This window comes from Paenibacillus athensensis, assembly GCF_004514475.2.
In the GTDB taxonomy this organism is placed as follows: Bacteria; Bacillota; Bacilli; order Paenibacillales; family NBRC-103111; genus Paenibacillus_AL; species Paenibacillus_AL athensensis.
This window is the reverse complement of sequence record NZ_MYFO02000001.1, coordinates 523957-543000: the sequence shown is the minus strand read 5'-3', so window position 1 is coordinate 543000 and position 19044 is coordinate 523957. Positions and strand designations below refer to the sequence as shown.

At 46.2% G+C, this 19044-nt stretch carries 21 protein-coding genes and 1 pseudogene; 19 read left to right on the top strand and 3 right to left on the bottom strand.

The window, feature by feature from the left end; all coding sequences use genetic code 11:
* Positions 1 to 144 precede the first annotated feature (144 nt).
* On the bottom strand, positions 145 to 483 hold the full coding sequence (locus tag B5M42_RS02480; RefSeq protein ID WP_134748630.1) for a winged helix-turn-helix transcriptional regulator: 339 nt from the start codon (positions 481 to 483) through the stop codon (positions 145 to 147).
* 173 nt (positions 484 to 656) lie between these two features.
* Between B5M42_RS02480 and B5M42_RS02475 the strand changes: the two genes are divergently transcribed.
* From B5M42_RS02475 to B5M42_RS02465, 3 genes are all read left to right on the top strand, one after another.
* Positions 657 to 1370 (top strand): SDR family oxidoreductase, encoded by a 714-nt coding sequence (locus B5M42_RS02475; protein WP_134748632.1) that lies wholly within the window; start codon positions 657 to 659, stop codon positions 1368 to 1370.
* An 82-nt stretch (positions 1371 to 1452) separates the two neighbouring features.
* Positions 1453 to 2412 carry a sigma-70 family RNA polymerase sigma factor gene (locus tag B5M42_RS02470; protein WP_134748634.1) on the top strand — a complete coding sequence of 320 codons (960 nt, stop codon included), beginning with the start codon at positions 1453 to 1455 and terminating at the stop codon, positions 2410 to 2412.
* A gap of 76 nt (positions 2413 to 2488) precedes the next feature.
* Entirely contained in the window at positions 2489 to 2914 is a 426-nt protein-coding gene (locus tag B5M42_RS02465; RefSeq protein WP_134748636.1) for an SRPBCC family protein, read from the top strand.
* A 76-nt stretch (positions 2915 to 2990) separates the two neighbouring features.
* Here B5M42_RS02465 and B5M42_RS02460 read toward each other — a convergent pair whose 3' ends face one another.
* Both B5M42_RS02460 and B5M42_RS02455 read right to left on the bottom strand, forming a co-directional pair.
* Entirely contained in the window at positions 2991 to 3407 is a 417-nt protein-coding gene (locus B5M42_RS02460; protein WP_134748638.1) for a VOC family protein, read from the bottom strand.
* Between the two features lie 165 nt (positions 3408 to 3572).
* The gene (locus tag B5M42_RS02455) at positions 3573 to 4301 is read right to left on the bottom strand and encodes a YheC/YheD family protein (RefSeq protein ID WP_167689507.1); all 729 of its coding nucleotides are present in this window, start codon (positions 4299 to 4301) and stop codon (positions 3573 to 3575) included.
* A gap of 302 nt (positions 4302 to 4603) precedes the next feature.
* Between B5M42_RS02455 and B5M42_RS02450 the strand changes: the two are divergent.
* The 16 genes and pseudogenes from B5M42_RS02450 to B5M42_RS02375 all read left to right on the top strand — a co-directional run.
* Positions 4604 to 4732: pseudogene (locus tag B5M42_RS02450) on the top strand (L,D-transpeptidase); the annotation flags it as partial.
* Between the two features lie 120 nt (positions 4733 to 4852).
* Positions 4853 to 5278, top strand: a complete 426-nt coding sequence (locus B5M42_RS02445; protein ID WP_134748642.1) for a Fur family transcriptional regulator — start codon at positions 4853 to 4855, stop codon at positions 5276 to 5278.
* Between the two features lie 278 nt (positions 5279 to 5556).
* The gene (locus tag B5M42_RS02440) at positions 5557 to 6264 is read left to right on the top strand and encodes a metal ABC transporter ATP-binding protein (RefSeq protein ID WP_134749070.1); all 708 of its coding nucleotides are present in this window, start codon (positions 5557 to 5559) and stop codon (positions 6262 to 6264) included.
* Positions 6210 to 7088, top strand: coding sequence for a metal ABC transporter permease (locus B5M42_RS02435; RefSeq protein ID WP_134748644.1), 879 nt, complete (start codon positions 6210 to 6212; stop codon positions 7086 to 7088). The genes B5M42_RS02440 and B5M42_RS02435 overlap by 55 nt, the downstream gene beginning before the upstream one ends.
* A 48-nt stretch (positions 7089 to 7136) precedes the next feature.
* Complete coding sequence (locus tag B5M42_RS02430; RefSeq protein ID WP_134748646.1) at positions 7137 to 8105, top strand: metal ABC transporter substrate-binding protein; 969 nt, start codon at positions 7137 to 7139, stop codon at positions 8103 to 8105.
* A gap of 123 nt (positions 8106 to 8228) precedes the next feature.
* A complete protein-coding gene (locus tag B5M42_RS02425) occupies positions 8229 to 9443 on the top strand; it encodes a GTP-binding protein (RefSeq protein ID WP_134748648.1) in 1215 nt (404 codons plus the stop codon).
* A gap of 22 nt (positions 9444 to 9465) precedes the next feature.
* Complete coding sequence (rpmG, locus tag B5M42_RS02420; protein ID WP_134748649.1) at positions 9466 to 9615, top strand: 50S ribosomal protein L33; 150 nt, start codon at positions 9466 to 9468, stop codon at positions 9613 to 9615.
* Between the two features lie 87 nt (positions 9616 to 9702).
* On the top strand, positions 9703 to 10194 hold the full coding sequence (locus tag B5M42_RS02415; RefSeq protein ID WP_134748651.1) for a hypothetical protein: 492 nt from the start codon (positions 9703 to 9705) through the stop codon (positions 10192 to 10194).
* A 2-nt stretch (positions 10195 to 10196) separates the two neighbouring features.
* Positions 10197 to 11069 (top strand): AAA family ATPase, encoded by an 873-nt coding sequence (locus B5M42_RS02410; RefSeq protein ID WP_134748653.1) that lies wholly within the window; start codon positions 10197 to 10199, stop codon positions 11067 to 11069.
* 262 nt (positions 11070 to 11331) lie between these two features.
* A complete protein-coding gene (locus tag B5M42_RS02405) occupies positions 11332 to 12534 on the top strand; it encodes a GTP-binding protein (protein ID WP_134748655.1) in 1203 nt (400 codons plus the stop codon).
* A gap of 181 nt (positions 12535 to 12715) precedes the next feature.
* Complete coding sequence (locus B5M42_RS02400; RefSeq protein ID WP_134748657.1) at positions 12716 to 13969, top strand: ATP-grasp domain-containing protein; 1254 nt, start codon at positions 12716 to 12718, stop codon at positions 13967 to 13969.
* A 224-nt stretch (positions 13970 to 14193) separates the two neighbouring features.
* Positions 14194 to 14814, top strand: a complete 621-nt coding sequence (locus tag B5M42_RS02395) for a Rossmann-like domain-containing protein (RefSeq protein ID WP_230632638.1) — start codon at positions 14194 to 14196, stop codon at positions 14812 to 14814.
* Complete coding sequence (locus B5M42_RS02390) at positions 14804 to 15601, top strand: class I SAM-dependent methyltransferase (RefSeq protein ID WP_134748659.1); 798 nt, start codon at positions 14804 to 14806, stop codon at positions 15599 to 15601. Before B5M42_RS02395 ends, B5M42_RS02390 begins: the two co-directional genes overlap by 11 nt.
* Before the next feature lie 50 nt (positions 15602 to 15651).
* On the top strand, positions 15652 to 17232 hold the full coding sequence (locus B5M42_RS02385; RefSeq protein WP_134748661.1) for an ABC transporter substrate-binding protein: 1581 nt from the start codon (positions 15652 to 15654) through the stop codon (positions 17230 to 17232).
* A gap of 12 nt (positions 17233 to 17244) precedes the next feature.
* The gene (locus tag B5M42_RS02380) at positions 17245 to 18213 is read left to right on the top strand and encodes an ABC transporter permease (protein ID WP_134748663.1); all 969 of its coding nucleotides are present in this window, start codon (positions 17245 to 17247) and stop codon (positions 18211 to 18213) included.
* Entirely contained in the window at positions 18197 to 19033 is an 837-nt protein-coding gene (locus B5M42_RS02375) for an ABC transporter permease (protein ID WP_230632588.1), read from the top strand. The genes B5M42_RS02380 and B5M42_RS02375 overlap by 17 nt, the downstream gene beginning before the upstream one ends.
* Positions 19034 to 19044 lie beyond the last annotated feature (11 nt).

Sequence of the window (19044 nt, the reverse complement as noted above, 5' to 3'; positions counted from 1 at the left end):
GATTCAATACTGAAGGTGGTGCCACAATGACATTTTTGTTTTTTGTCGGCTTTAATCTGCTATGGATGTGGGCGTTTGGCGCAACGTTGGTATGCTTGTATTTGCTGAAATATAAAGCTCCGGGCTCGTGAGCTTTTTTTTATTTTATAAATCCAGACCAAATCTCTTTAATTCGATAAAAATCCCCTTTAATCGTTCCCCTTTTTCCGTTAACGTATATTCCACGCGCGGCGGAACCTCCGGAAATACCCTGCGCTCCACAACGCCATGAGTCTCCAACTCCTTCAGCCTGAGCGAGAGGGTTTTGGGGCTTATCCCCTCCATCGATTTCAGCAGATCGCTGAATCGCAGCGTTCCTTCAATAAGCAGGTCGCGAATAATGAGAAACGTCCACTTGGTCCCGATCACGTCAAGCGTTTTGGCAATGGGACAAGGCTCGCCGGGAGTTCCTTTTGTCAATTCTATGGGCTCAAGCATACTCATCGGCATAGCCTCCAACCGAATTTTTTTCTGATGGAGCTTATTGTATCACAATAGTATCATTTCGGAAACTATATGAAAAAAACATCACTACTTCCCTAAATGAAATTACTGTATATATAATAGCAGGGTAAGATTAACGCAAAGCCAATCAGAAAAAGGATGGAGGTCATCTCATGTTACACAATCAAAGAGTGGTCATTATCGGCGGAAGCTCCGGTATCGGCTTGGAGACAGCCAAGCAAGCGATGGAGCGCGGGGCGGAAGTGGTCATCGCCAGCCGTTCTGAAGAGAAATTACAACAAGCGAAAGAGAAGCTGCAGGGCCCAATAACCGCGGTTCAGCTGGATATGACTGACGAGGCGCAAGTGCAAGCTTTTTTTGAAAAAATCGGTCGTTTCGATCATCTGGTCGTTAGCGCCGCTGAAACATCGGGCGGTTCGTTCCTGCATACGGATTCCGCCCAAGCCCGGACATTGTTTGAAAACAAATTCTGGGGCCAATATTATGCAGCGAAATATGGCGCACCCTGCATTTCGCCGCTCGGTTCGATCACCTTATTCTCAGGTGTTGTTGCTTACAAAGCAATGGCCGGTTCATCGGTACTTGGCGCAGTGAATGCTGCCGTATCGAATCTTGGCCAGACGCTGGCTCTGGAGCTGGCGCCGATCCGAGTGAATATCATCTCACCCGGTATTATCGATACGCCTTCACGCAGCAAGATGGCCGCAGACGCCCGCGAGCAATTTTATGCAACCGTGGCCGGCAAGCTCCCGGTGAAACGAGTGGGACAAGCGGAAGACGTCGCGCAAAGCGTGTTATATGTGATCGAAAATAGCTTTGTGACCGGAACCGTGCTGCATGTGGAAGGCGGCCACACTTTAATTTAGATCGCCGTCCTATTGAGGTTGTCCGTTTCATTGCATATAATGAAGGTACTGCCCCTCGGGGCGATCGTTATGGGAGGCCGCAATGAACGAGACCGCATTTGACGAACCCTTATTTGCAAGCTTGAAGCCGGGCTTAACCTCGTTTTGTTACCGTATGTTAGGCTCCATGGACGATGCGGATGATGCCGTTCAGGAGACGAGCATTCGAGTCTGGCAGAGCTGGAGCACGTTCCGACAAGATTCCTCGTTTAAAACCTGGGTCTATCGGATCGCCTCCAATCTGTGCCTGGACAAGCTGCGGCAATCCAAACGCCGCGCGCTCCCTGTGGATTTGTTCGATCCGGCTGGCGCTATCGTCGAGCCGCGCAACACGTTGCCGGACTCTGCCTGGATCTGGCCGTCTCCCGACTTTGGGGGCAATCCGGAGGATCGGCTCGTCCGCAAGGATACCCTTAAATTGTGCTTCATCGCTCTTTTGCAGACCTTGCCTCCGCGGCAACGCGCGGTGCTTATTTTGAAGGATGTATTTGAATGGTCCTCCAAGCAGATCGCGGAAACGTTGGCGATGTCGCCGGCCGCAGTGAACAGTGCCCTGCAACGAGCCCGGGAGACGATGGATCGGGCGCAGCTACGCTCGGATGAGCTTAGCAGCATGGACGTTCAACCGGAGCAGCAGCTGCTGGCCCGATATGTGGAGGCCTTCGAGCAATTCGATATTGCTGCGCTCGTCGCGTTGTTCCACGAGGAAGGCTGCATGTCGATGCCGCCCTTCGAGATGTGGATTCGCGGCAAGGAAGATTTGTCCGCCTTTTATTCGCTTACCCGCTGGCATTGCGAAGGTTCGCGATTTGTACCCGTTGCGGTGAATGGCGGTTATCCGGCTTTGGCCCAGTATATGCCGGACAAAGAGATGGGCTCTGGCCTGGTCCCCTGGGGCATCCATGTCATCGAAACCAAAGAAAATCAAATCCTGCACGTTCAAAACTTCATTCATACGCCATTATTTTCGCGATTTGGGCTGCCTGAGCGAATAGACCGATGAATTTCGTCATTGGTTTACGTCTATATGATTGAAAGTAACCAAACGACGAATAGGATGAAAGAGGTGTCGATTTAAAATGGAAACCAATCAACCGACGAAAGTAACCGTACAAGCCGTCATTCAAGCCCCTGTCGAGAAGGTATGGCGCTATTGGAGCGAGCCGGAGCACATCACAAAGTGGAATCAAGCGTCCGAGGACTGGCATGCGCCGAGAGCCGAAAACGACCTGCGGGTCGGCGGCAAGTTTGTGACACGGATGGAAGCGAAGGATGGCAGCATGGGCTTTGAGTTTGGCGGTGTCTACGATGTCGTGAATCGGCATGAGGCGATTGGCTACGCCATGGAAGACGGAAGAAGAGTTGATATTACTTTCGTTGATCAAGGCAATGAGACGGAGGTCATTGAAACGTTCGACGCGGAAAACTCCAATCCCGTCGAGTTCCAGCAAGCAGGCTGGCAAGCCATCCTGAACAATTTCAAAGCCTATACCGAACAAAACTAATCACGAAGAAGACGCTGGGGAAGATGCCCGGCGTCTTTCTTTTTAAACCTTATTGCGAGCGTGCGTTCCGATAGCCTTAACCTTGTGCCGCATCTGTATTCATATAGTTAATGGCCCACAGGTGGCCGTCCAGGTCGACGAAGCCCCAATGATACATGAACCCATGATCTTCAGGATCAGCGTGCAATTTTCCGCCCAAGGCGAGCGCGGTATTGACGATTTCGTCGACTTTTTCCCGGCTTTCAAAGGCCAAGGCGATCGTCATCTGCGCATATTTGCTTGTATCGACGGATTCCTTCTCCGTGAGCGTCTTAAAAAATGCTTGATCGATCAGCATGACCTGCAGATTGTCGCTGATCACGATAGCCACCGAAGTCTCGTTATCGGGATATTGCGGATTGAGCGCGAAGCCGAGTCCGGTAAAGAATGCTTTCGATTGTTCTACGTTTTTTACAGGCAGGTTGAAGCTTGTGAATGTGGACGTTAATGCCATTTTCAAAACACCTCTTCGTCGAATTAGTTTGTGTTCATTTTGTGTCTTCGTTTATATAGACGACAGCCGGTCCGGGAATTCATCGGTGTTCTGGATGGTGACCACATTGTAAAAAGTCGAAGTACATAGAAAAACATACGTGACTTCGACTTGACTTTAAGATATTTATTTTTGTCGTTTATGGAAAGCCGCAATCTGCTTAATCCTACGATAAGTGCTCGTTTCATTTCGAAACAATCCATGAGCGGGAACAGTGGGATTAATTTCGATGAACCATACCTTACCATCCTTATCAATCGCCAGATCATATCCGATCTGCCAATCGTATCTGCTTTTACTATAGATACGTGTACATACCTTCGCCAGCCGTATCATTTCATTTTTTTTCTCTGAAGCTCTCGCCCCTGTAAGGCCCAATGACTTTTGTAAAGCGTGATCAATAGACATTACATATCCTTTTCCCCTGGCGACATTGGTTATAACGCTTTGGTTTCCTGCTACTTTTGCAATCATGCCTATATATTTCCATCGCTTTAACTGATCTCTCATCATCATGAGGCGAATATCAAAGGGGCGTCCATCGACCTTGGCGAGATGAATAGCCTGTTGAACAATGTGCGGATTCTTTTTTAGGCCTAATTGTTTCGATAGGGAACGGACAGAATTGGCGGTTCTAGGCGTTCCTTTTTCTTTTACATAATAGATCAAGGCCCCTTTTTTCCAGGCTTTCGTTACGCCGATCCCACGTCCTCCTCCATTAGGTTTAATGAATATGGCAGGGTAACGCTCCAGATACCATGCAATTTGGGGTTCTCTGCCCCTCGCGGTATCCGGCAAATACGCTCTTAACTGGGACACCTTCTTAAATGTACGATGAAAATTAATTTTACTCACAGAACATTCCACCCTCATTTTTTCATTATCGAAGCCTTGATTCAGACCTGCCTAGGGCATTGGCGATACACAAACCTAACATATGAATGACTTTGGCTCCTAGAAACGGATAGTCATCTATTCTTGAATAATTATTGAGCTTCTGTCCATTTTTTTTTCATGACAAAATCCCCCTTATGCTTTCACGCGCTCCCATCATACCATGACGGGTTTTGCCGAGTGTCTACTTAAAGAGGATAATTTTAGCGGTAATCTCAATATTACTTTGAGCGAGCTGCGAGCTGAGCTGATTTAATGGGAATGTATTAGAGGATGAAGCACGCAAACTTGGGCAAAAAGCTTCGCACGGGTGTTTCCGTCTAAGCGTTCCAGATGCAAAAGGGATTTACGAAAATATTCCGGTAAAAACAAAAGTAGTCATTCACGATTAATGGCATTTTTGACTTGAAAATATACCCTTGTTTTGCAAATTTGGCATTGCGCTGCTTACTTGACTAACATAAAAATATCCTTCACTATACATATATATAAAAGCGAAGAGGGTATGATAAATGTCAGAAAAAACAACGGTCAAAGAGATGATTGATAGTATGGTTAGGCATGGCTGGAGGATTACAGAGCAGAGGCGAACGTTAGCTGAAATTTTCTCCAAATCAGACGGTTACTTATCGCCTAAATACGTATATGATCAAATGGTTCTGGACTATCCCAGTGTTAGTTTCGATACTGTATACCGAAATTTACGCTTATTGAGCGATATGGGTGCTTTGGAGCAGTTTTATTTTATGGAGGGTGGTTTGAAATTCCGCGCCAGCTGCGTGCATCATCATCACCATCATTTGATCTGCACCAATTGTGAAAAAACGCTTACATTTGATTATTGTCCGATGGAACAAGCGCTGCAGCTTCCTGGCAATTTTAAGATTGTCAGTCATCGATTTGAAGTGTATGGCATTTGTGAAGAGTGCCGGAATTAGGGGGATAGTTACTTGATCAAAGGGTTAATTCAACAGTCCATCAATAGGGTTGTGGATTATCTCTTTTTTTGAAGTATTGACATTAGAAATAAAACAAGATATATTTTACGATGTAATATGTAATGTTTACTATTTGAGAAAAGCGATAAACTTTAAGATATATTCGATAACGAATAAGAATATAATTGAATGATTGTTTATATCATTTAAGCGTAAAAATTACATTCATTAATCGTAATTATTACTTGACACGTGATATGATGAAGGGATCTGAGAAGATGCTAGTTGCCTCAATGAAAGAGGTTGAATACGGCTATGGCGAAACGCCTTGCATTCAAGATGCGAATGTAGAGATTCAATCAGGCGAATTTGTTGCGGTGACAGGGCCGAATGGAGCTTCAAAGTCAACACTGCTTAAGCTGTTATTGGGCCTATATACGCCTTGGAAAGGCAACGTTTATTTATCAGCTAAGAATAGTGATGGGAACAAGCTCAGAGTTGGTTACGTTTCTCAACAAATCGCTGCTTTTAACAGTGGATTTCCCAGCACGATTCTTGAGTTTGTAAAATCAGGAAGAGCAGCCCGAGGTTCTTGGTTCCGCAGGTTACAAAAGGAAGATATGGATCAGACAGAGAAGGCATTACGGCAGGTAGGGATGTGGGGATTACGTGATCGGAAGATTGGGGAGCTATCCGGTGGACAGAAACAACGGATCTGTATTGCACGAGCTCTTGCTCAAGAACCGGACTTGCTAGTATTAGACGAGCCCACAACGGGAATGGATCAAGAAAGTCGTATGGGCTTCTACGCACTCATGAATCATCAAGTAAAGGAACACGGAAGAACGGTAATCATGGTTACTCACAGCTTATCTGAAGTAAAACCCTACCTGGATCGAATCATTGAGCTGGAACGAAAGGAGGAAGGCGGATGGAAATGTTGCACTACGACTTCATGCAGCGGGCATTTTGTGCCGGTGGGCTAATCGCACTTCTAGCTTCTGTGCTTGGCGTATACCTTATGCTGCGACGGCAAGCCTTAATGGCTGACATGCTTTCCCATGTTTCTCTTGCGGGCGTAGCTGGCGGAGCCTACTTGCACATGAATCCTACCCTAACCGGATTTGTTGTAGCGACGTTAGGTGCGGTGGCAGTGGAATACGTCAGAAGATCTTATAAGACATACAGTGAAATCTCAGTAGCTATCATCATGGTCGGTGGTTTATCGACTGCGGTGGTACTCATGAATCTTAATCAAAGCATTAACAAGGGCTTTTCCGCCTACCTCTTTGGTTCCGTAGTGGCTGTTAATCAGACCGAGTTGATTCTTATGTTTGCTGTTGCAATGATAGGCGGAACGTTTTTCTTTGTCTTCCGGCGGCCGCTTTATCAAATCACATTCGATGAGGATACCGCTAAAACAAGCGGACTGCCGGTTTCATGGATATCCCTTGGGTTTAGTGTGATAACTGGCATGATTGTCTCGGCGGCGATGCCAATTGTAGGTGTTTTACTCGTATCTGCACTAGTTGTACTTCCAGCTGCATTAGCTATTCGCATTGCTTCAAGCTTTTATTCAGCCATATTTATCGCTATGGGAATTGGACTTCTCGGCGTATTCTCTGGTCTGACGGCATCCTATCAGCTGAGTACACCACCTGGAGGAACAATCGCTCTTTTGCTGCTGTTTTTCCTTATTGCCGGCATTAGCTTAAAGAAGGCTTTAGTTAAATGGGGAAAAGTAAGAAATTCAAAAAGTTTGGAAGGGGAAGTTGCCCCTATCAATAGCATGCCTGGTTTGTCCGAATAATGCCCGCTTTCACATCCATTATTATATTTTTAGGAGGATTAAATTAAAATGAAAAAAACATGGGTTGCACAATCTCTCGCATTTACAGCTTTATCTGCCGTTCTATTATCAGGGTGTTCCGCGGGGTCGTCCCCAGCTAGCACAAATCCTGCTGCAGGTAGTGCGTCCAAATTAAAAGTCGTAACCACTTTTTATCCGATGTATGAATTCACCAAGCAGGTTGCCGGGGATCATGCCGATGTGATTGGACTTATTCCGGCAGGAGCTGAGCCGCATGATTGGGAGCCTAGCGCAAAGGATATGGCGCAGCTTAAGGATGCGAACCTATTCGTTTATAATGGGATCGTAGAAGGTTGGGCCGAGAAAGCACTGGAAAGCACACCTAACGATAAGCGTGTTGTTGTGGAAGCCAGCAAAGGTTTAGATCTTATGGAAGGCTTACCTGAAGAGGAAGAAGAGGCTGAGCATGACAAACAAGAAGAGGGTGGCAAGATTCTTGATCCTCATGTGTGGCTTGATCCGACACTAGCTCAGAAAGAAGTTGCAGCCATACAAGCAGGATTAACAAAAGCCGATCCCGCCCACAAAGATGACTACCAGAAGAATGCAGATGCATACATGGCTAAGTTAAAAAAATTGGACGAGGCTTTTAAATCAGATCTGAAAAATGTAAAATCCAAAGATTTCGTAACACAGCACGCGGCGTTCGGCTACTTGGCCAAGGACTACGGTTTAAAACAAGTTCCAATCTCCGGCTTATCTCCAGAACAAGAGCCGTCACCGGAAAAAATGGCGGAAGTAATAAAATTCGCCAAAGAAAATCAAGTGAAAACGATTTTCTTTGAAACATTGGTTGATCCTAAGATTGCGCAAACCATTGCCAAGGAAATTGGTGCGAAAACGGATGTACTGAATCCAATCGAAGGCTTGACCGACGACGATAAAAAGAATAACCTTGATTATATTGGCATTATGGAGAACAATTTAAAAGCTCTGAAGAAAGCATTAAATGAATAAAATGATAATAAAGTGAGTAAACTGTTGCTTGTAATCGTAAAAGTTACAACTAAAAGCAAACCTTGGTTTGCTTTTTATCCTCCGATAAAAGCGTAATAATTACAACTAATAGAGGTGTCTTGCATGTTAACATCAGAAAAGAAAATACCAGTAACCGTCTTAAGCGGTTATTTGGGAGCAGGGAAAACGACCTTGCTTAACCATGTTTTAAACAATCGCGATGGTCTAAGAGTAGCGGTTATCGTCAATGATTTAAGCGAAGTGAATATCGATGCAGACCTTATTCGAGATGGCAGCGGAATTTCAAGAACGAGTCAATCTCTTGTGGAAATGTCCAATGGCTGCATCTGTTGTACGCTTCGGGAAGACTTGCTTAAGGAAGTCGAGAAGCTAGCCAAAGAAGATAAGTTTGATTACATCTTGATTGAATCAACGGGTGTTGGCGAACCACTGCCAGTGGCACAAACATTTACATACATCGATGAGGAACAAGGTATCGATCTTTCCCAGTTCTGTCGTTTGGATTGTATGGTGACGGTTGTAGATGCTTATCGTTTTTGGCATGATTATGCTTCCGGAGAGACGCTGCTCGATCGCAGCCAAGCTGTCGATGAGAACGACACGAGGGATGTCGTTGATTTGCTCATAGATCAAATCGAGTTTTGTGATGTGCTTATTTTGAACAAATGCGATATGGTAAGTGAAGAAGATCTGAAGGAATTGGAGGGTGTGCTTCGCTCGCTGCAGCCAAGAGCCAAGCTGATTCGCTCTGTACATGGGCGAGTAGCCCCTGCGGATATTTTGAACACGCATTTGTTCGACTTCGACGAAGCAAGTACATCAGCAGGTTGGATGAAAGAAATGGAGAAAGAAGCACATACGCCTGAAACGGAAGAATACGGGATAGGTTCTTTTGTCTATGAGCGAGTGAAGCCGTTTCATCCAGTACGATTAATGCAGTGGATGGAGGATTGGCCGGCGGAAATCGTAAGAGCGAAAGGAATCATGTGGTTGTCTACGCGAAACGATTTTGCTCAAAATATGAGTCAAGCTGGGCCCTCTATACGTTTCGGACCCGCAGGCTATTGGGTCGCTGCGCTCCCGGAAGCAGAGAAGCAGGCTGTTCTCCTAGAAGATGCTGATCAAATCAAGCATTGGGATGAGACTTACGGCGATCGGATCAATAAAATCGTGTTTATCGGCATGGACATGGATAAGAATGAGATCATTCAATCCCTGGATGCTTGCTTATTGACGGATACGGAGATGCAGGAAGACTGGACCCAATATGAGGACATTCTGCCCAATGCAGCAATGGAAGAAGTAGCGGTAGGCTAATTACAAACAGGAGGTGAATCCCATGAGAGTTGTCGTTACATTAGCTTGTACAGAGACCGGTGATCGTAATTATACAACAACAAAGAATAAGAGAAATCAACCGGCTCGATTGGAACTGCGCAAGTATTGCCCACGTCTGAAGCGTTATACGCTTCATCGTGAAACGCGCTAATCTTACTATTCATAAGGGAGGTTGGGCTGATGAGCCCTGCCTTCTTTTGCAAATAGGGTCAAATTACAGGTGTTGAGGAATGTGCACATGTCAAAATTGAACGTTAATGGATCCGATGAGATTATACTGAGCAGACACTCAGAAGCACAGTGGAATCGACGAGAGCAGGAGCTAGTAAGATGGACTTCAAACGTCAAGCTACGTAGACGTCCGAAACAAACCATGCTGCTGGATCAGGTGCATGTCGATGCTGAACTTCATAAAGCGCTTTGGCTGTTAAACCAAAAGCAGGTCAAGACGGAATATTCCTGTGCGGGAGTCAGTGTACTGGATGAGCCCGAAGATCACTCCCTATATGCCTATTTAACCATATGCGCTTCCAAGGAAGCAGATCACTTTGTTCAATTAGCCATGATGAGGATGAAACATCGTCTGATGGTCACTTATGAACCTGAACGCAACAGGTACGATTTATCTTCCTTTTACATAGGTCATAACCGGTCATTTTGTCTACTGCTGGAGAGAAGTGCTGACTTATTTAACAATATAGAACGCAGTAGGAACGAAGGAGTTAAGTAAAGATGAATAAAAACAGTAAGAACTACAATCGAATGCCCAAGTCCAAAGGGATTGAAACCGCCACAGTGTATTCACCAATGGAATGTGCAAAGAAAATCAAACATATGGTTTTGCAAGAGAGCAATCGACAAATCATTGATGAATTTCTTATCATTCAAGGGATGAAAGAGAAGTTTATGGAAGCTGACGTTTCGATTCCAAACAAAATCGTCATGTTCGGTCCACCAGGTACAGGTAAAACCTTGACAGCTTTTTATTTAGCCCATAAATTGAATTTGCCACTGATTGTGGTTCGTTTGGATGCGATTATTCATAGTCATCTGGGTGAAACGGCGAGCAACATTAGGAAAATTTTTGAGTTTGCCAAAGCTGCGACCTGTGTTCTGTTTCTAGATGAGTTTGATGCCATCGCCAGGGCACGAGATGCTATCGATGAGGTCAAAGAAATGGCGCGCGTTGTGAATACGCTCCTGCAATGTTTGGATGAGTTCCAAGGTGACAGTACCTTTATCGCCGCGACGAATCTGGAGGAAGAATTAGACAATGCGGTATGGCGCCGTTTTGATACAAGGATGACGTATGGCCTTCCGGGACTAGCGGAGCTCAAGCAGTTTTTGATCAATTTGCTTGGAGAATCGGAATCAAGCCTGCAAGTTATTGAACAGTCAACCCCGATTCTCCGCGGATGCAGCTTCGCGGATATTGAGCAAATTATCCTCAAGGCTAAACGCAAAGTGATTATTGAAGACAGCGAAATGAGCTATGAGAAAATTGCCGACGCTTATAAGGCCTACAATCCTAAAGCACAGCAAGGAGATTTTGAGATGAGCAGTCGTACCACCGGGAATGAGGAAGATCAGCTGGTTTGGAATTAGATGTAAACGATTATAGTTTCTATAGTCGCGCCTTTTAATCGTAATAATTACATTTTAATCAAACGAGGTGTGTAAATGAAATCATGTGATTGCATCATCGCAGGAGCAGGTTGACCTCCGAGTACAATGTGGTCGATTTGCCTGGCATTCGCATGAAAAAGGTATTATTTTCTCTATTTTGCGTATGCTCGTCAAATCTTCTGCGTTAAGTGTATTATGCCTTGCAGGGTTGATCTAATACAAAATGGGAGCGTGCAAAACGATGAAAAACGTTATAGCTGAAAGTGAACGAATTCCGGTTACCGTGTTAAGCGGATATTTGGGTGCCGGCAAAACGACTGTACTTAATCATGTACTGAATAATCGCGAGGGCTTGAAGGTAGCGGTCATTGTCAATGATCTGAGTGAGGTTAATATCGATGCTGATTTGATTCGTGAAGGCGGGGGACTAAGCCGCACCGAGGAAAAGCTCGTGGAAATGTCTAATGGCTGCATTTGCTGCACACTTCGCGATGATCTGCTGAAGGAAGTCGAGCGGCTAGCGCTGGAGAAGAGATTCGATTACATTCTCATTGAATCGACCGGCGTGGGAGAACCTGTTCCTGTCGCGCAAACCTTCACCTATGTAGATGAAGAGAACGAGATCGATCTGGCGAGGCTGACTAGACTGGATTGTATGGTAACCGTTGTTGATGCCTATCACTTCTGGCAGGACTATCATACGCGTGATACTCTGAAGGACCGCGGACAGGAAGCAGGAAGTGATGATGATAGAAGAGTGGTTCAGCTGCTGACAGAGCAAGTAGAGTTCTGTGATGTGCTGATTGTAAATAAATGCGATATGGTGACAGAGGCTGAGCTTGAAAAACTGCAGAAGGCTTTAAAGGGCTTGCAGCCCAAAGCTAAGCTTATTCGAACAACTCATGGTCAAGTGAATCCAAAGGAAATCCTGAACACCCACTTATTCGACTTTGAGGCGGCGAGTCAATCGGCAGGCTGGATTCAGGAGCTGCAAAAGGAGGCGCATACCCCGGAAACAGAAGAATATGGCATCTCCTCCTTTGTCTATACGCGCAAAATCCCCTTTCATCCTGAGCGATTCTCCAAATGGTTGGCTGCATGGCCGAAATCGGTTGTTCGATCTAAAGGGTTAATCTGGTTGGCTACGCGGAACAATACGGCGCTTTCCTTCAGTCAAGCTGGTGTTTCCAAACAGCTGTCACCAGCAGGCCTGTGGGTAGCTGTGTTATCGCCTGAAGAACGATTCATGCATTTCGGAGAAGACTATCCGAAATCCCCCGATTGGGATGAGACTTGGGGAGATCGAGTGACCAAGCTTGTTTTAATCGGTATCGAGATGAATCGAGATGAAATTACGCGCACCTTGGATGAAGTGTTGTTAACAGCCGAAGAGATGAACATGAACTGGAGGGTATTCAAGGATCCATTTCCTACTTTTAAATAAAATGGTTAATTATAAATGATTGACACTGGATAAGTATGTATAGTATATTCTGTTTAATTGTAATTTTTACAATTAAAATGGATGTGGATTGTTATTTATACTTGATGATGAGGGGAGCCAGAAAGCAAACAGTAGCACCATAATTGAGAATGAATACTATTATTAAGTGTTGGAGGTTGTTATGGCACATATTTTGATGATTGAGAGCTGGGTGGGGGCTAGCGGTAATTTATTGCCGCCACTCCTGAAGTCAATGGGACACACGTACACTTTTGTTACTCGCAAGCCGGGGCATTATGACAGTGGATTTGGTACAGAGAAGCATCCCGTTCTGAGATATGCCGACGCGGTTCTCGTTACGGAGACGAATGACTGTGAAGGTTTGATTGAATTCCTGCGACCCTATCCATTTGATGGCGTTATTACAGTCTGTGACTATTACATTGAAATCGTGAGAGAAGTAGCTAAAGCGTTTCATCTGCCATCCCCTTTCCCCAATGAAGTGAAAACGGTACGCCAGAAGCATCTTATGCGACAAGCGCTTGACCGTGCTGATCTGGCAAACCCGAACTATCGGCTTGCACATCGTTGGGAGGAAGTCGAACAGGCTGCGAAGGAAATTGGGTATCCGCTAGTTGTAAAGCCTGTAGACCTTGCATCTAGCGCCTTTGTCAGCCTCATCCAAAGCCCCGAGGAATTACGAAAAGCTTATGATGCGCTTGAAGCTTTTCCGCTTAATTTTCGAGACCAAGAGAGAGAATGCACCTATCTTCTTGAGGCGTATATGAGCGGAGAGGAGGTCAGTGTGGAGAGTGTTTCCTATAATGGCGAGACCACAATAATCGGCATTACGGACAAATCCATTACAGGAACCCCTTACTTTATCGAAAATGGTCACATGTTCCCGGCAAAGTTGGAAGAGGGGATGTATGAGGATGTAACGAGATTTGTACGTGATGCACTTCAAGCAGTTGGCTTCGATCACGGGATTGCCCATACCGAAGTGAAGCTCACGGTCGATGGCCCTAGAATTGTTGAGATCAATCCCAGAACGGCTGGCAATTATATTGTGGAACTCATTGAACGCGTAACGGGCTTAGATTTACTCCAAGCCTTTGTTGAACTCTCTTTGGGCATAAAGCCTGCTTTAGCCCGAAAAGATCGTGGAATCATCAGTGCTGCTGCGCTGTTTCTCGTTCCCCCGCAGTGCGGTACCATTACGCACGTCCAAGGAATAGAATCTCTCGCGTCGGATGAACACATTGCCCGCTACAAGATGGAGGATTTTATCGGTAAGTCCGTTGAGACTCCTATTGATAATGCTTGCTACTTGGGCCACGTGATCTCGCAAGACACGGAAGGTCTTAATGCCAGGCACTATGGCGAAGAAGCGCTTAAACGAATTATCTTGGGTTTCGATCCTATAAAGGAGTGATTCATCTGCAAACGCAAGCTCAATTGACCGTAACAAATTTACGACAAGCTATACTAGAGGGTAAACTTGGCCCCAAGCCTGATACATTGCCCGTAACCGGATCCTCCTATATTTATCAGACTACACAATTTCCATCCTCTACGACCAAATATCACAATTATTATTTACTGCTAAGAGTAGAATCTTATTTCGGAGCCTGCTCGCATACCTCCGCCCAGTTGAATATGGAAGTAGCAGCTGAGTTTTCAGGGCTTTTCCTGGATGCTGTTTTACAAGATGAGAGGCTGCCCGCACAAATTGCAGCGATGGATGCGTACTTGGGCGTCATCTATCCACACAAATCGAATTGCACGAAGGTGGTTGAGCTTTCGGCGGGAACTCCTATTCAGAAAGCCAAACAGCGTGATGCGCTGATTGCGCAGGTTGCTGATATTCAAACCTCACAAAAAGTTGCGCTTATCGGTGTGGTCAACCCCTTGGTAGAAGCCATTCAGGAACGAGGGGGAGTCTGTTTGCCTTGTGACCTGCAGATGGAAAAGACACAAGCGGGACACGTTGTTGAGAAGGACATGAACATCGTGCTGGATCAGGCCGACAGTGTCATTTGCACAGCGATGACGTTAAGCAATGGCACGTTTGACCTTATCCTTGAGCGTGTCAGAGAAAGGCAGATCCCATTAACCGTCTATGCCCAAACGGGAAGTGCCGTAGTAGCTCAATTCATGAATAATGGCGTGACGGCGCTAATTGCTGAACCCTTCCCCTTCACGCAGTTCAGCGGCTCATCCTCTGAGCTGTATTGTTACACCAGCAACAAGGGAAAGGAAGAAACGGATGCATATTAAAACGGATACCGATAACTTTTTACATACGAATCCTTCGCTTTACCTGGTATTTAACGGGGAGCATGACCAAAGTATGGCCCAATTTATACATAAGCTTTTGATTGAATATAAGGTAGGGAAGAGAGTGCTGGATATCGGTTCGGGACCTGGGCGCGAGGTGGCGTATCTGAATCGTGCCGGTTATGAGGCTGTGGGTCTGGATAACTCTGAAGAGATGCTTTCCTGGGCAAAAGATCACTATCCTGACTTGTCCTTCGTCTATGGGAATCAGTCTGACTTTTCACTTAAGCAACAGTTTGACGCTCTTTATTGCGTGGGAAGCACGTTTTTGTACAATTTCACCAACGAGGAGGTACTCGCAAGTTTACAGTGTTTTCGCAAGCATCTTCATACGGGGGGATTGCTGTACCTGGATATGCGAAATGCGGCCTTTTTCCTGACCCCAGAGGGACAGCGATGGCTGACCGAAGATCTCGTAGAGCAGAGAAAAGTAAACGATACGGTTGTATCCCTGCAAACACGCTTTAGCATCGACCTGCCGAATCAAATGCTCGAGCGGGATTATCGCTGGACCATCGAAGGCCAAACCCCCATTGTCGAACATCTGAGACATCGTCTTCTATTCCCTCAAGAATTCGTACAATATCTTACATCAAGCGGTTTTCGCCTTCTGCAGCTATTTGATAAACCGGCCCCCCATATTGACACCTATGATCCGGAAAGTCCTTTCATTTATAGCCAAAGCTTGCGAGGAAGACGCATGCAGGTCATTGCACAAGCCATCTAGGAGGAACATAAAAATTATACGTTATGGACAAAGGAGTTTGTGAGACGTCGATGAAAAAGCTATTATTGATCCTTTTCGTAGGTGCAATCATGACAGTAATGGGGTGCACGAATAAAACGGGTACACCAAGCGGCACGGCAACCAGTACAGCAACCAGTATGGCAGTCAGTACAACTGACCCAGCGATGAATAAAGAGCTCAATGTGGCAGCGCAAGACATTGCCGCAAGCTTGGACCCCGTGAAGCCGCTTACGTCCAGCTATTTAAGAGGCATAGGGGCCGGTGAAGCACTGTTTAGAGTCAATGCGAAGGGAGCGATCGAACCCTCTCTGGCAGAAAGCGCCAAAGAAATCGATCCGACGACATGGGAAATTAAATTAAGACCGAAAGCGAGCTTCTGGAGTGGAAAAGCCGTTGATGCCGCTGCCGTAATCGCCTCGCTGGAACGCTCGAGATCCCTGGATCTGACGGCGAAGCCATACTTGGATGACTTAACCTTCTCGAAGGTGGACGATTTCACGATCGGTGTGAAGACCAAGCGCAGCCATCTGCAAGTGCCGCTGAATCTTTCTTACTATCAGACCTTGATTGTTAATGCCGATGCCAAACAGGATTCTGTAGATACGATGGATCTTTCCGGTATGTATAAAGTGGTTGAATTTGTCCCTAAACAAAAAATGGTGCTGGAGCTGAATAAAAACTATTGGGGGAAAGCTCCCGTCATCCCAAGGATTGTTTATCAAGCGATCAGCGATGAGCAAACGAGGGTGCTGTCCGCATTAAGCGGAAAAAGCCAGGTGGTCTTAAATATACCAGCAACAAGCTTGGCTCAATTCAAAGATAATAAAGAGGTCCGGTTATCGGCTACGCCGGCGGCTAATACGCAAACGATTTATTTGAATCTGAACAAACCTCAGTTCGCCGATGTGAAAGTCAGGCAGGCTCTATCCTGGGCGCTAGATCGAAGTGAACTCGTCGTGCTTGCAGCAGAGGGGCAAAGTACACCGATTACGACATGGCTAAGCTCCAACCCGGCTTACCAAGAAGCCAGAAATGCCGTATACACGAAGACGGACCTGGACAAAGCAGGGCAGCTGTTGGATGAGGCGGGATGGAAAAAAGGTTCGGATGGCATTCGAACGAAGGACGGCAATCCTTTAACCCTGCGATTGATGACTTGGGGTGGCGATAAGGCTTTAGGTGAAGCTTTGCAAAGCCAATGGACCAAGATCGGAATCAAGGCTAGTGTTCAGCATGGGGATTACAGTTTAATCGAAACGGCTCGGAAATCGGGTGACTGGGACGCTTCTATTGAGGCATGGAACACGTTCGGAGATGAATATGCGCTGCTAAAAGGTCAATTTGCGCCAGAAGGAAGCGCAAACTTTGGCGGATACAAGGATGAAGAAACAAATAAATTGCTGGCGCAATTGGCCGAAGCCCCGGATCAGGCTGCACGTCATGAGTTGGCCCTCAAAATCAATGAGCGAGTCGCGCTGCAAGCCCCTGTCATTAGTTTATTCCCGCGTCCGCAAATTTCAGCGGTAAGTAAATCGCTTCAAGGCTTCGAAGATCATTTCAGACAATATGAGAATGTGGTGAATGCCAACTTGACCATAAGCTCCCAATAGGCAGGTATCCGAATGCTGAAGGTCATACTGAAAAAATTGTTAGAAGCTTTGCTCACGCTGCTATGTGCAACGATTCTTATTTTTGCCTTGATTCGTATGGCTCCGGGCGATCCGGTGGAACTGTTTCTAGGGCATCCTGCAGAGGCGGCTTTGGATAAACAGGCCTATGAGGACAAAGCAGCTGAGATGCGCGAGCAATTGGGGCTGGATCAGAACATGGCCGTTCAATATGCGGCATGGATTGGGCGGGTGCTGCAATTTGACTTGGGTACATCCATCCAAACAGGGGGGCAGGTTGTCGCAGAAATTGCCCAAAGACTCCCGGCAACGGCCATGCTAGCCTTCGTTGCTCTACTCATTCAAGTCGTGCTGGGATTGTTTTTTGGGGCAGTTTCAGCGATTAAATCGGGGGGACCGACCGATCATGTCATTCGTCTTGCGTGCGTGGCTATGGCTTCGATACCTGCTTTTGTCGTTGGGCTTTTCCTGTTATCCTTCTTTGCCGTAACCGTGGGTGTTTATGAAATAAGTAGTGAAGTTAACGCGGGAAGACTATGGCTTCCCGCATTAACTTTAGGTTGTATGGGTGCACCGCAATTCATACGAATGATGCGAGCTAATATGCTGTCCGAGTTTGGTCAAATCTACATCCTCTCTGCTCAAGCCAGAGGGCTGGATCGCAAGAGGGTCGTCAGGCATGCCTTGCAAAATGCGCTGCTGCCTATCATTACCATGATTGCCCTTTCCCTGACGGGGCTTCTGAGCGGCGCTGTGGTCACGGAAAGCATTTTTTCATGGCCTGGCATTGGCAAATATGCCCTTGACAGTATTTTGCTGAAAGATTATCCGGTTATTCAGGGGTATGCGTTGATTATAGTAGCGTTAGTGATCTTCATTCATTTATTCGTTGATGTTGTGTATGCGTTGGTAGATCCTCGAATCCAACGAAAAGGAGAAGCAAGCGTTGAAGAAGTTGCGTAGCATCAAAAGTCCGATCAGCTTGATTGTTGGAATCGTTATTTTAAGTATGTTGGCCATACTCATCTTGGGTGCGCCCTTATTTACTTCTTATGATCCTTTAAAACAGAGTGTGAGCGAGCGACTGGAGAAACCAAGCTTTGAGCACCCCATGGGCACGGATCGATTTGGCCGCGATGTGTTCGCTCGAACGCTTTACGGAGGAAAAACGACCTTGGTATCTTCCATGATGGCTTTAAGTACGGCCCTCTTGGCTGGACTTTTGGTTGGCCTTATAGCCGGTTTGTTTCATGGCTCTATCGTTGATAGCATCCTGATGCGGCTTATTGATGTGCTGTTAGCCTTTCCTTTTATGGTGCTCGCCATGGTCATTGCCGGTTTATTCGGCACAAGCTTGGTTCATCTTCTAATAGCTGTAGTTTCTGTATGGTGGGTCTCCTTTGCGCGTTTAACCCGGAGTGTAGTTTTGCATGCCAAGAGTGAAACCTCCTTTGCAGCGGCCAGAATACTCGGAGCCAGAACGCGGACAATTATTTTTCGCGAATTACTTCCTAAAGCGATAAGTCCGGTTCTCATCTTGGCTACTTTTGAGCTGGGCAGCCTGATTTTATCCATTGCGGCACTATCTTTTCTTGGATTAGGATCACAGCCTCCTACGCCTGAATGGGGCAGCATGCTGGCGGATGGGCGAGCGCATTTCATGCAAGCCCCGCATATTTTGATCGGACCTGTTCTGTTTATCGTTCTTACCGTCTTTGCCTTTAATTTGATTGGTGAGGGATTGCGAGACCGGTTAGATCCTTATGAAAAATTGGAGCTGTAGCCAGGCCCATG